The sequence below is a fragment of the Reichenbachiella ulvae genome (genome assembly GCF_025833875.1).
Lineage (GTDB): Bacteria > Bacteroidota > Bacteroidia > Cytophagales > Cyclobacteriaceae > Reichenbachiella > Reichenbachiella ulvae.
This window is the reverse complement of the sequence record NZ_JAOYOD010000012.1, coordinates 1-11,868: the sequence shown is the minus strand read 5'-3', so window position 1 is coordinate 11,868 and position 11,868 is coordinate 1. Positions and strand designations below refer to the sequence as shown.

The following is an 11,868-nucleotide window of genomic DNA, read 5'->3' as shown; positions in this document are numbered from 1 at the left end:
GGTTGATAGTGGTCTATGGGGCTTTCCGCTTCTAGGGTTGGTGGTCTTTCAGGTGTATTGGATTGGCAGTATCGTTAGTGCCAATGAGGAGGCTTTTAAGCGAAATGTGCAAGATGCTCTGACGACCGTGGCACAAAAGCTGGAAAAGAAGGAGGCTCTGATTGTGGGCAGTGGATAATTTTCACACCAATTTTGCTTTTAAAAGCCCTTCTGAAAATGACTCTACGCAGTTTGAGTTGATCGAAAGCACGTTTGAGAAGAAGGTCATTCAAGTGCAGGATTATGCTGAGGACACGGCTCGATCTCGACCAGAGTGGCTGAGTTTTTACTTTGACTCTGAAAAAGGGAATGCCAAAAATATGGCAGTAAAGTTTACCGAAGAGTCTTCTGATGAGCATAATGTCAGCATCTTCATCAAAGAAGATGAAATGGATTCTATCATCACCAACAATTTAGAATATCAAAAGCGGTTGAAAGCGAATTGCTGAAAAAAGCGAATATGTGCAATTGGCCATGCATGAGCTATTTGCCGGAGTGAAATCTCTCAAAAGCCGAATCAATGAAGAAGAAACAGATTCCCTACTAAAAGTCACTTTGCTAGACGAAGGGATCGATTTGGCGTATGATTTTGGGATATTTGATCCATTGGAAGAAAAGTTCACTATTCAACAGATCGTAGACAGCAAGTCGGCATTGCAATCCTCAGATCTCTAGAGCGTCTTTGTTTCCCAACGACATTATGGGTGCTGCGGGCTATTTGGTGGTCAGATTTCCAGGGGTCAGCACACTTATCTGTTGGGCAAAATATGGTTCACCTTGCTGTCGTCTGTAGTATTTATTGTGATTATACTGGTATGTTTTTCTTATGCCATCCACACCATATTTCAACAAAAAAAATTGTCTGAGATCAAAAATGATTTCATCAACAACATGACCCACGAGTTTAAAACGCCTATTTCTACAGTATCATTGGCCTGCGAGGCCTTGCGCGATGAGCAAATCAGGAATACAGAGGGACTTAAAGAACGATATCTCAGCATTATCCATGATGAAAACAAGCGACTAGGCTTGCAAGTAGAAAAAGTGCTACAAATGGCTGTGATCGAGCGAAACGACTTCAAACTTAAATTGGAAGAAGTAAACGTGCATGAAATCATCGAAAAAGCGATAGCCAATATCATGAGCAACAAAGTAACTAATAAAGGGGGAGGACTTCACCAAGGACCTCAAAGCGATTAATCAAACTCTAGTAGCGGATCAGATGCATTTGACTAACATTGTTTATAATCTATTGGACAATGCAAATAAATATTTCGGCCGAGGAGCCGTCGATCAAGGTAACGACACTTGACTATGCTCATGGCATCATGATCAAAATAACAGATCATGGTATAGGGATGTCCAAGGACTTGGTCAGTAAAATATTCGATAAATTTTACCGAATTCCTACGCGGCAACCTGCACGATGTCAAAGGCTTTGGCTTGGGGCTGGCTTATGTAAAAAGCATGGTGGAGGCTCCACGGAGGTGACGAATAGAAGTAAAAAGTGAATTGAAAAAAGGCAGCGAGTTTACGGTCTTTTTGCCGTATCACCTAAACGAACAATGAGATGAGCAAAATCAAAATACTTTTGGTAGAGGACGACCCTAATTTAGGACAGATTCTCAATGAATATTTACAACTCAAAGGCTACGAAACTGTTTTGTGTCAGGATGGAGAAGCTGGTTTTGCAGCTTTTCAGCAGGGCGGTTTTGATTTTTGTATTCTTGATGTGATGATGCCCAAGAAGGATGGTTTTTCCCTTGCTCGTGATATCCGAGCCATGGACAAGCAGACGCCTATGATATTTCTTACGGCCAAGTCCATGAAAGAAGACACCATCGAAGGCCTGAAAATAGGAGCCGACGATTACTTGACAAAGCCCTTCAGTATGGAAGAGCTACTTCTGAGGATACAGGCCATTTTGAAACGCACACACACGGGCGGAAACTCAAAAAGTACGACCACGGCTTGTCGAACTTGGATCCTTGGTGTTTAGGTATGACAAAAGCGTGCTAGAGCGACCTTCTGGCGATGTAAAGCTCACTTCTCGTGAAAACGAATTGCTCAAGTTATTCTGTCGACCATATGAGCGTATGACTCTGGATCGAAGTGTGGCACTTATGGCAATTTGGAAAGACGATAGTTATTTCAATGCCAGAAGTATGGATGTGTACATTGCCAAGCTTGCAGAAAATACATAAAAGAAGAAGAAGGAATCCATATTTTGACTGTGCATGGGCAGGGTTTTAAGCTTGTGAAAATCGACTAAATTTCTTATCTTGGCTATCAGCCTAATCTCCATTTGGGCTTCGCTTGACTGATTCAGTTCGATTGTCGTAGAATTAACAATTCTTTAAAACCTGCAAAGGGCAAAGTCATTCTACAATAGCTTTATTTGTTTACCCGAAAACCCAAAAATGTATGCAACTAGTACCTTCTATATCAATCAAAGATGGTAAAGTAACCAGACTGACCAGAGGCGATTATGCCACAGGTAAAATTTATAATGAAAGCCCAGTAGACTTGGCTCGTCAGTTTGAAGATCATGGAATCAAAAGACTACATGTGATTGATTTGGATGGTGCTAAAAAGGTGCGCCAGTTAACTACCATATACTAGAAATGATGGCTGGCTATTCCAATATTTCTATCAACTTCTCTGGAGGAATCCATACAGATGGCGATGTGACTAAGTCTTTTGAGTTTGGAGCGGAAAGCATCACTTCTGCGACGATGGCGGCAGATAAGCCCGATTTGTTTACTTCTTGGATGATGTCATATGGCAGAGAAAAGATAGCTCTAGGGGCAGATGCCTTGGATGGATTGTTGCGAGTAGGAGGTTGGCAGAAGGGTACTAAAGTGGACTTGATGGAACACATCGAATATTTTTATTCTCGAGGATTGAAATATTTGAAAACAACAGATATATCTAAGGAAGGGGCGATGGAAGGTCCCGCGTTGGAGCTTTACCAAGCTATAATAGAAAAATTCCCTAACCTATGCTTGTTTGCCAGTGGGGGCATGCGCAATATGGATGATATCCGAAAACTAGAAGAACTAGGTGTTTATGGGGTCATATTTGGTAAAGCCTTTTATGAAGGCAAAATCACACTAAAAGACATTGAGCAGTACACGGTAGGTGTCAGTTAAGGATTAAGACTCTTTGAATTTTGTTTTGTCATATACTGGTCGAGCTTTTTGTCTTGGTATGATCCAGTATATACCGTCGCTTTTTTCTATTCTTTCGCTCTTATCATAGGGAGAAGGATGCTCTAGATCTTTTTGGTTGTCTCTTGGCGAACTCGATTTTTTACCAAAGACCAGATTCATTCCAAATCTAAAATCAGCTGCATCTATTTGGGTTGCATCCCATACCTTGAGGAGTTTGTCTGATGCCATATAGATTTGGCAAGGGCCAAGGTTGACTGCGGCAGCTAGTCCGGACATCGATGCCTTGCTGAGGTATTCTGGACACATTGACGGAAAAGTCCAACGCACGCCCTACTTTTACGAGTGTAGGCAGCCGAGTAGATCATTCTGAAATGGCCTTGTACCACATGTGCAGCTATCGTGCCTGTAAATCTGTCATATGGAGTCAATTGATACATCAAACTTGCATATGAGGAAGTGTTGAGTCCGGTAGTATAAGCCTCATAGAGAGTAGTATCTTGTATCCTGTATTTCAATGAATCTATGTAGGCATCTCCAAAATCACCAACGTCGGCTAAGTCTATACCTTCAAACCGGAAAGTAGTATCTGCCAAGTGATAATTTTCTGTATCTGCTTTCCATCGGATATGGTCCTAAATCGTTTGCCGAGACAGCAGCAGATAATTTCTTCGGTCGATATTCCAGTGCACACCTAGATCGATGCCAGCTCCGAGGTTGGCCATTACTGCATCATGTGTTGTGGTAAGGTCGTTACTGTCCATGATGTTGAACCCTGAAGTGTAGATCGCTCAATTTTTCAAGTTAAAGTTGGCTCGGAAGTTATCCTCTTCAAAGCCAATAGACCCGTCAAATTTGCTGTCGGTTACAGCACTCATCATGCCGTCTGAGAAATTTCACTCTTACGCCGATATTTACACCTTTTCCAGGGAGACTTTTCCATATGCCAAAGCCATATTCTCTATAATACCTTACATCTAGAGCTGTTCCTTTTAGGTCTAATCGATCTCCAATTAGTGGGGTGTTACCTTTCCATGCGGTATTTACTAGATCGTCGCTGTAAAAAGCCTCTAGCCCCTATTCTTTCAGCGGAGCCACTGAAAACGGGAAATCCCTTGTGTTGCTCATTTTTGCCAACCTACATAGAACGTAGATATTTCAGCTATCAGCACCTACGTAATTTCTTTTTTTAGAATTGTCGTACAAATCGGTCAATATCCCACTTTCCGTTCTCCGTTTTTCTCATTGGTGGTAATGGCGTCGTTGTAATTGGTGGGACTGTTAAAGTCTACCAGTCACACCAGATCAGCACGGGTATACCTACAAAAGTTTTTCCTTCTGGGAAGAATGCCGGATTGAGAGTTGTTGCCTTGATAGGTACTGTTGGTCAGGTGATAGACAAAATGCCAGATTGAGCCAAGGTCGGTGTAAACTCAGTGAGCACGAAGGAGTACAGACGCAGATGTATGTTGTTTTCAGCTTATAATTCATGTTTCACATTTGCTTGAGTGCCTACTTTGAGGGTGCATCTGGTCAGTTCTGAAAATAATTTGACATAGTTGTCGTCTGCCGCTTTGTAGCTGGTGATATGGGTGACGATATTTAATATGCTGGCATTTATCAATTCTTAATAGTCCAGTTGCCACAATAATTTTATAGTGTCCTTGTTAACGATTTTTTCCTCTATTCGCCCCGTGGACAAAAGCTCTGGGGATTTTATAAATGAGATATCTAGAAACTCAAACAATACGCTGGAGTCTGAGTCCAAAAATTGCATATTGTATCGACCCTTCGAGAGGCAGTTCGTTGTGGGTAGTTAGTATGAGTCTGATGGTGTCCTGCATCTTCAAAGTCGAAAGCTTCAATACCAGTCCCAAAGTTTCTTGACAACCCCTCTAGTTTCACATCGAGAGGGAGGTTGATCTCTGTGACTACTTCTACCTCGCTAGTTGAACTTACAAAGTTTCTGTCTTGATCATTTGCATTATTATAGTTTGATACCCGCTGTCAAATCGATATTGAAGCTGGTTGGAGATATTGCAAATAGCTCTCTTAGGTTAGAGTTGGTTTCATTGGTTCGAATGATGGAGCTGAGTGAAGTGCCTACCTGTGTAGTACTTTGCGCTCTTACCAGTTGTGGACTTGCCGTAATGTCTCCAGACAAGTTCACTCCGTAGTGCCTTTTGAATTGGTAGAGGAGATACCTCCCATGTTGAGACCCATCGGTACACCAAACCCATTGCTGATATAAAAGCTGACTTGTGGCGCGTTGAAGCTCAAGCTGCTTTCCGAAAGGTCTTCGAAAAATCCCATGTCCAACGGTCTAGTTTTCTTATTGATAGTTTTGTCACCAAACCAGCCATATATTTCTGAAAAATCAGCGTTGGTAATGGAAAGTGTGTAGTCTATAAAATCGGTACTACTTACGCCCTCTCCTGTTTTCACTTTCAGTGCTATCTGGATGCTTCTCCCACTAAAAAATTGCGTATCGCCTGTGCCAGGCACTCGAACAATGATGGTTTTGTGATTTGTCGTCAGTCGGCTTCGAATTGGAGCTATTGCCAGGTACGGTGCCTGATAGTATCATGGGTGCTCCAGTGTCTAGGTTTACAATGTCAGTAAGTGTAAGCTCATACTCAAGCTCAGATTGGTATTGGTTGGTAATGTACTAGCGTTATAGTACCTGTAGAATACTTTACAGAATCCAGTTCTTCGTTGTTGGGGGAGGGTGTATTCAAAACCTTAGCGTTTGTGTCGGAATTGCGATGTCCTGATTGCTCGGAGAGACGGGATATATCTTGCTAAGTTCGAGCACTAATTATACCTGGGTTGGGTACGTCTTGTAGATACTATGACTTGTGCATAATCGTCGAAATAGGTCGTGTCCAGATTAGGTGATTGCGATGCAGCTTGCTATTGTCTTCAGTGATCAAATAGGTTCAGGGTCGTCCAGTTTATCGATCAGGTCACATTAATGGTGTATGTGGTTTGACCAATGGGAATAGGATGGGTCGAGGTGTATATAGAGGCGCTTCGATGTCGTCGAAATCTAAATTCTCCCATATTACACATGGAAAATAAGAGTACTATCACCCCATAGCTTATGGTGTTTAGATAGTGGTTTTTTTGAGTCAAAATAGATTTGATAAGTTGCACAAAGTTTATTTTTTTCACACTTATTAGCGCATTCAATAGCAATATACTAATATTTCCATTCTCTAAAATGCTAAATACTAAACGGTTAAGATCAGGGATATTGCTTGTATATCAAAAATAGAGAGCAGATTTATAAGGTACGGATAGATTCTTCTACTTTTCTCCTCATCTCAACTTTGTATTGTGCTAATTTTTCGGCAACAATTTCGTCGTGACTTCCTATGATCTGCGCAGCAAGTATGCCTGCATTCTTAGCACCATCTAGGGCTACGGTAGCTACAGGCACACCACCTGGCATTTGCAAAATAGACAATACAGAATCCCATCCGTCTATTGAATTGCTAGACTTGACAGGTACGCCGATCACGGGTAGGGTGGTAATCGCCGCTACCATGCCTGGCAAGTGCGCAGCACCTCCTGCTCCTGCGATGATTACTTGTAGTCCACGCGATCTGGCATTTTCGGCATAGTCTACCATGCGGTGTGGGGTACGGTGAGCAGATACAATAGTGAGTTCATACGCTACGCCTAATTGATCGAGTACTTCTGCGGCCTGATTCATGATGTTCAGAGTCGCTTTTGCTCCCCATGATTATTCCTACTGATGGCTTCATTATGCTTTGATTTTTATGGTATTCTTTTACTGATCGAGCAATGGTTTTGAGGTCTTCTAAGTGATCTCCTACCAAGGTCACGTGTCCCATTTTCCTAAAGGGTTTGGTTAATTTTTTTCCATACAAATGTACGTGAAGTCCTTCAATCTGTAAGGCTTCTTCTAGCCCTTCGTATTGGGCCAAACCAGTGTAGCCTTCTTCGCCTAGCAGGTTGATCATCACAGAAGCTCCTTTGATGGCGGTGTCCCCTAGTGGCAAGTTGAGTATGGCTCGGATGTGCTGTTCAAACTGTGAAGTCACATTGGCTTCTATCGTCTGGTGACCGCTGTTGTGCGTACGTGGTGCACATTCGTTTACGATTACGTCGCCGTCTTTGGTAGTAAACATTTCTACCGCTAGCAAACCTACCATGTCGAGTGATGAGATAACTTTTTTGGCCAATTCTCTTGCTTTGATTCTAATGTCTTCACTAATGCTAGAGGGTGAAAATAAAAACTCCACCAAGTTGGCTTCTGGATGATATTCTAATTCTACCACGGGGTAGGTGTTCATTTCTCCATCCGCGTTTCGGGCTACGATCACGGAGATTTCCTTGTCGTAATCCACAAATTTTTCTATCAGCGCAGGTTTGTCAAATCCTTTTGAGATGTCAGCTTCTGTTCGGATCACCTGTACGCCACGGCCGTCGTATCCTTCGGTGCGAAGCTTGTGTACACCCGGAAGTAGGTCTGTGTGCTGATGCAGCTCCTCTAGCGACTGGGTCAGTACGAAAGGAGAAGTGGGAATGTCGTTGTCTAAATAGAATTGCTTTTGAATGCCCTTGTCCTTGATGATTTTCGAGCGCACGAGAGCTGAGGAAAAACTTTTTTACCTTGTTTTTCGAGTGCTTCTAACGCTTCTATGCTTACATTCTCTATCTCCACGGTGATGAGGTCACAAGTAGCACCAAAGGCCATGACTTGATCGTAGTCTTTGATGTCCCCATTTACAAATTCGGTTGCTAGATGCTTGCACGGGGCATTAGGATCTGGGTCCATCGATTTGATATCTAAATTCAAGTCTATGGCAGATTGGATCATCATACGGCCGAGCTGGCCACCACCTGATACGCCTATCTTTACATTGGGATCAAAACTCATCTGATATTCTGCTTGTGATGGGCGCAAAGCTAAACAGCACAAGGCAATCCTTGAAGTGTTTCCTATTTTTTGATAATACCCATCTTTTCCATCAGTTTGCTGGCATTGAAACTACCGCAGGGTGCCAGAGACAATTTGTAATCGAAAATAATCTCATCATCTACGATAGAGCTATTGAAATTCATGTTTTGGATATTGGGTTGATCTTTCGATAAAGCCGATAGCTGGATGTCGTGAGTAGAAATCAGTCCCCGACAATTTTCTTTGATCAATTGGTCTATCAGAGAGAGCGCACCTTTGTGGCGGTCTTCCGAATTGGTGCCTTTCAGAATTTCGTCGAGCATATAGAAGATAGGTTCGCCCTGTTGCAAAAGGTCGAGCAGCTGCTTGAGCCGCTTGAGTTCTGCATAAAATGAACTGACGTTTTCCTCTAAATTGTCTTGTGTGCGCATGCTGGTGAAAAGCTGAACGAGAGACAGCTCAAACTTTCGAGCACAAACGGGTGCGCCCATTTGTGCCAGCACGAGATTGATACCTATCGTGCGGAGAAAGGTGCTCTTGCCCCACATGTTGGAGCCTGTGACTAGCCCGAGTCTGCCTTTGCCCGACAGCGCGAAATCATTGCTTACACGCTGGGTAGACTTGATCAACGGATGTGCCATTTGCTCAGCGACTAGCACGTGATCCGTGTCCGATAACTTTGGGAAGGTAAAGGTAGGATTAGCGTAAGCGAACGAGGCCAAGTCAGACAAGGCGTCGATTTGATGCACCGCATCGAACCAGTTTTGCACATGATGGATGTTTTTCTTTTTCCATTGGACCGCTAGGAGTAGCCAGTTGACATCGAGCAAAAAAAGTACATTGAAAGGCAAATACAGGATATTGGCTCTGCTGAGCAAAAACATCAAAATCCTGCGAAGGCGCATGATAGCGGGAAGAGGCAGACTGACCTTTGGTTTTTAGTTGGTCGTGTAGTCGAGTAAGTAGCGGAGACTCAAAAGATTTTTTTTCTATTTCTATAATCACGTGCTCATAGCCTTTCAGGAAGTCAGCAATATTTCCAAACTCATTGGTGAGGTCCATCAATGGCTTGAATAGGATAGACAACAAGGCGAGGTTGATCAGAATGGGGAGATAAATCCACTGATACGGCCAACCCAAGATATTGATACCCGCGAGAATAGTCAATGCAGCAGCAGGCATGATGAATCTCATGATATTCCAAAATGGCTTGTCGATTTGACTCAATTTGAGGTCTATCCACTGGATGAGTGAGACGACTACGTTGGCATATTTTTCATTTTTACGATCCCCATGATAGCCATAGGCCGTTAGGTTTTGCCTCCATTCCGTATCGGTGGAGAGTTCTTGTATGGCGGCATGTCGTTCTTCGATTTCGTTTTTGGTGGATCGGTGTAGCAGCCAGTTTTTGATTAATGCTCTTGTGCCAGACAGTTTGCTTCGCACCAATAATTGGAATAAGGAATTAGAACCAAAAAGATCGATATCTGGAGCATAGGCATGATTTGTACCCAAATAGTCGAGTCCATTGTCGAGGTCCGAAAAGGCTCCGTTGGCACGTTTTATTTCATTTTCATTAACTACAAGAAGTGCTTGGTGTTGGGTCAGTCCAAATTTGGCTTGGTTGTGCTTTCGGATGACCCAGCCAAAAACAGGAACACAACGCCACTACTGAAAGGAGCATGCTTTGGATTTCGCGTGTATTGGCGAAATAGATGAAAGCGACTAGAAAAACAAGAAACGAGCAGACCCTGATCCATGAAAGTGTCGTCGCTTTTTGTTCTAGCTTTTGTGATTCTGCATGTAAAGTTTCTACCCTTGTGGTGAAAAAAGAGGCGTTGGTTTCGGTCATTAATCTATTTCAATAATTGATACGCAATGAATGCGAAGATATAAGCTACTGCCGACATATATATCAATTGAAGAAGAGGCCATTTCCATGACTTGGTTTCTCTATAGACTACTGCCAGCGTACTCATGCACTGCATGGCAAACGCATAAAACAGCATCAGGGATACACCAAGTGCAATGGAGTACATCGGTTTTCCAGTATAGGGGTTGATTTCTGCACGTAATTTGTCTTTGATGGTAGATTCGTCTTCTACGTCTGAGCCCACACTATAGATGGTGGCGATCGTACCTACAAATACTTCTCGAGCAGCAAAAGATGTGATCAGTGCAATGCCAATTTTCCAATCGTATCCAAGAGGTCGGATGCAGGGTTCGATGGATTTGCCTAATACACCAGCATACGAGTTTTCTAGTTTGTATGCGCTCAGCAAAGCATCGAATTCTTGGGAGCCGATCCCAACGGTTGGATTTTGCTCTACGACTCGCTGTTCGGCGTGATCAAAAGCTTCTCCTGTCCGTGATGAAGCCAATACCCAAAGAATAATAGAAATGGCTAAAATGATTTTTCCAGCTTCGAATACAAAGGTTTTGCTTTTAGAGAATATGGTGATCCATACATTTTTCCACTTGGGCCATCTGTAGATGGGGAGTTCCATGATGAAATAGCTTTGCTCTTTCATCTTTAGTATTTTTTTCAATAATAGCGCGGAAAAAATAGCGCCTAGAAAACCAATCAAGTACAAAGCCATGAGTGCTAGCCCTTGTACACTCAAGATCCCAAAGCACATAATCATTAGGAATGACCAAGGCGATCAGAATAGCGTACACGGGCAGTCTGGCAGAACAACTCATAAACGGTGTCACGAAAATAGTGATGATCCGATCTTTCCAGCTTTCGATATTTCGGGCAGCCATGATAGCAGGGATGGCACAGGCCACACCAGAGATGAGCGGAACCACACTTTTGCCGTTGAGGCCAAATTTTCGCATAATTTTGTCCATCAGAAAGACCACACGAGCCATATAGCCGGACTCTTCCAGTATGGCTATAAAAGCAAATAGTAGGGCGATCCTAGGGATGAAAATGACGACCCCCCTAGCCAGGATAATACCTTCGGCAATGAGATCCGTGAGTACACCAGCGGGTAAGTAGGTCTTGGCCCAACTGCTTAGTTTGGCAAAACCAAAATCGATGTAGTCCATAAAAGGTTCAGCCCAAGCAAAGATGGACTCAAAAAGCGCAAACAGGATCACAAAAAATATAAGGTAACCATAGATCTTATGCGTCAGTATTTTGTCGATCTTGTGATTGCGAGTGGCTGTAGATTCTATATTCGTTTTGGTAACTATTCGAGTGAGTTTGTCACGAATGATTTTGTATCGCTCTACGGTTTTGGTAGTTTGAAACTGGCGATCGCAGAAGTTGTATTGTACCTTTTTGTCGGCGATAAATTTTTTCTCGTCTGTTAGATAGAAAGCTCTTGCTGTAGGTTTGCTGAGCATATTGATACGCTACGTAGTCATTTTCTAAGGCAAACTTGTCCTTGATTACTGGTATGCATCTCGGGGAGAGCTCGTTGATGTCGTAAAGAGCTCCGTGGAACCAGACAGATCTTCAAAGAGGGTCTTTTTGAGCTCTGGAATACCTTCTCCAGTTCGGCCATTGACCGTGAGCACCGTAGTGTTGAATTCTTCTTCTAAGGCACGTAGATCAATGTTTAGTCCACTGCGATTAGCCACGTCGAGCATGGATAGCACGAGGATGGTAGGTAAGCCCAAATCTTGTATCTCCGAGAATAGCAATAGATTTCTTTCGAGGTTGGAGGCATCGGCAATGACCACAATTTTGTCAGGAAAGTCATGGGCATTTTTATCACT

Annotated in this window: 15 protein-coding genes and 5 pseudogenes; 6 read left to right on the top strand and 14 right to left on the bottom strand. The window is 43.0% G+C overall.

From position 1 onward, the window contains the following. Positions 1–170: 170 nt before the first annotated feature. The 6 genes and pseudogenes from N7U62_RS23095 to N7U62_RS23070 all read left to right on the top strand — a co-directional run bounded on the left by N7U62_RS23095 (position 171) and on the right by N7U62_RS23070 (position 3,191). Positions 171–488 carry a hypothetical protein gene (locus N7U62_RS23095; protein WP_264140537.1) on the top strand — a complete coding sequence of 106 codons (318 nt, stop codon included), beginning with the start codon at positions 171–173 and terminating at the stop codon, positions 486–488. Between the two features lie 25 nt (positions 489–513). After that, positions 514–714 carry a hypothetical protein gene (locus tag N7U62_RS23090; protein WP_264140535.1) on the top strand — a complete coding sequence of 67 codons (201 nt, stop codon included), beginning with the start codon at positions 514–516 and terminating at the stop codon, positions 712–714. 183 nt (positions 715–897) lie between these two features. Next, on the top strand, positions 898–1,239 hold the full coding sequence (locus N7U62_RS23085) for a sensor histidine kinase (RefSeq protein ID WP_264140534.1): 342 nt from the start codon (positions 898–900) through the stop codon (positions 1,237–1,239). 59 nt (positions 1,240–1,298) lie between these two features. Next, the gene (locus N7U62_RS23080; RefSeq protein ID WP_264140533.1) at positions 1,299–1,550 is read left to right on the top strand and encodes an ATP-binding protein; all 252 of its coding nucleotides are present in this window, start codon (positions 1,299–1,301) and stop codon (positions 1,548–1,550) included. Positions 1,551–1,609: 59 nt separating this feature from the next. After that, positions 1,610–2,311 (top strand): annotated as a pseudogene (locus N7U62_RS23330) (response regulator transcription factor). A gap of 152 nt (positions 2,312–2,463) precedes the next feature. Continuing rightward, positions 2,464–3,191, top strand: a pseudogene (locus N7U62_RS23070) (1-(5-phosphoribosyl)-5-[(5-phosphoribosylamino)methylideneamino]imidazole-4-carboxamide isomerase). Positions 3,192–3,194: 3 nt separating this feature from the next. Here N7U62_RS23070 and N7U62_RS23065 read toward each other — a convergent pair. The 14 genes and pseudogenes from N7U62_RS23065 to N7U62_RS23010 form a co-directional block, all read right to left on the bottom strand. Continuing rightward, entirely contained in the window at positions 3,195–3,488 is a 294-nt protein-coding gene (locus N7U62_RS23065) for a hypothetical protein (protein ID WP_264140532.1), read from the bottom strand. Beyond that, positions 3,476–3,838 (bottom strand): DUF5723 family protein, encoded by a 363-nt coding sequence (locus tag N7U62_RS23060; RefSeq protein WP_264140538.1) that lies wholly within the window; start codon positions 3,836–3,838, stop codon positions 3,476–3,478. Before N7U62_RS23060 ends, N7U62_RS23065 begins: the two co-directional genes overlap by 13 nt. A 6-nt stretch (positions 3,839–3,844) precedes the next feature. Then, on the bottom strand, positions 3,845–3,973 hold the full coding sequence (locus N7U62_RS23055; protein WP_264140530.1) for a hypothetical protein: 129 nt from the start codon (positions 3,971–3,973) through the stop codon (positions 3,845–3,847). Positions 3,974–4,058: 85 nt separating this feature from the next. Then, positions 4,059–4,268: pseudogene (locus tag N7U62_RS23325) on the bottom strand (DUF5723 family protein); the annotation flags it as partial. A gap of 928 nt (positions 4,269–5,196) precedes the next feature. Beyond that, positions 5,197–5,379 carry a hypothetical protein gene (locus tag N7U62_RS23050; RefSeq protein WP_264140529.1) on the bottom strand — a complete coding sequence of 61 codons (183 nt, stop codon included), beginning with the start codon at positions 5,377–5,379 and terminating at the stop codon, positions 5,197–5,199. Further along, positions 5,376–5,714, bottom strand: a complete 339-nt coding sequence (locus tag N7U62_RS23045; protein ID WP_264140527.1) for a hypothetical protein — start codon at positions 5,712–5,714, stop codon at positions 5,376–5,378. Before N7U62_RS23045 ends, N7U62_RS23050 begins: the two co-directional genes overlap by 4 nt. A gap of 781 nt (positions 5,715–6,495) precedes the next feature. Beyond that, positions 6,496–6,979: pseudogene (purE, locus tag N7U62_RS23040) on the bottom strand (5-(carboxyamino)imidazole ribonucleotide mutase). A gap of 105 nt (positions 6,980–7,084) precedes the next feature. Next, positions 7,085–7,825: pseudogene (locus N7U62_RS23035) on the bottom strand (5-(carboxyamino)imidazole ribonucleotide synthase); the annotation flags it as partial. After that, a complete protein-coding gene (locus N7U62_RS23160; RefSeq protein ID WP_318840770.1) occupies positions 7,774–8,118 on the bottom strand; it encodes a 5-(carboxyamino)imidazole ribonucleotide synthase in 345 nt (114 codons plus the stop codon). The pseudogene N7U62_RS23035 and the gene N7U62_RS23160, both read right to left, overlap by 52 nt. A 62-nt stretch (positions 8,119–8,180) precedes the next feature. Then, complete coding sequence (locus N7U62_RS23030; RefSeq protein WP_264140525.1) at positions 8,181–8,909, bottom strand: MutS-related protein; 729 nt, start codon at positions 8,907–8,909, stop codon at positions 8,181–8,183. Continuing rightward, positions 8,863–9,654, bottom strand: a complete 792-nt coding sequence (locus N7U62_RS23025) for a hypothetical protein (protein WP_264140524.1) — start codon at positions 9,652–9,654, stop codon at positions 8,863–8,865. The genes N7U62_RS23030 and N7U62_RS23025 overlap by 47 nt, the downstream gene beginning before the upstream one ends. Positions 9,655–9,995: 341 nt before the next feature. Further along, the gene (locus tag N7U62_RS23020; RefSeq protein WP_264140523.1) at positions 9,996–10,688 is read right to left on the bottom strand and encodes a nucleoside recognition domain-containing protein; all 693 of its coding nucleotides are present in this window, start codon (positions 10,686–10,688) and stop codon (positions 9,996–9,998) included. Continuing rightward, positions 10,585–11,493, bottom strand: a complete 909-nt coding sequence (locus tag N7U62_RS23015) for a nucleoside recognition domain-containing protein (protein WP_264140521.1) — start codon at positions 11,491–11,493, stop codon at positions 10,585–10,587. The genes N7U62_RS23020 and N7U62_RS23015 overlap by 104 nt, the downstream gene beginning before the upstream one ends. 45 nt (positions 11,494–11,538) lie before the next feature. Then, the coding region (locus N7U62_RS23010) for a FeoB small GTPase domain-containing protein (RefSeq protein WP_318840769.1) at positions 11,539–11,868 on the bottom strand (330 nt) is incomplete at its 5' end.

Bases quoted from the DNA above. Each gene is read 5' to 3' on its own strand.
- N7U62_RS23090 (WP_264140535.1), top strand. From the start codon at position 514: ATGCATGAGCTATTTGCCGGAGTGAAATCTCTCAAAAGCCGAATCAAT.
- N7U62_RS23080 (WP_264140533.1), top strand. From the start codon at position 1,299: ATGCAAATAAATATTTCGGCCGAGGAGCCGTCGATCAAGGTAACGACA.
- N7U62_RS23065 (WP_264140532.1), bottom strand. From the start codon at position 3,488: ATGTCCGGACTAGCTGCCGCAGTCAACCTTGGCCCTTGCCAAATCTAT.
- N7U62_RS23055 (WP_264140530.1), bottom strand. From the start codon at position 3,973: ATGGACAGTAACGACCTTACCACAACACATGATGCAGTAATGGCCAAC.
- N7U62_RS23160 (WP_318840770.1), bottom strand. From the start codon at position 8,118: ATGAGTTTTGATCCCAATGTAAAGATAGGCGTATCAGGTGGTGGCCAG.
- N7U62_RS23015 (WP_264140521.1), bottom strand. From the start codon at position 11,493: ATGCTCAGCAAACCTACAGCAAGAGCTTTCTATCTAACAGACGAGAAA.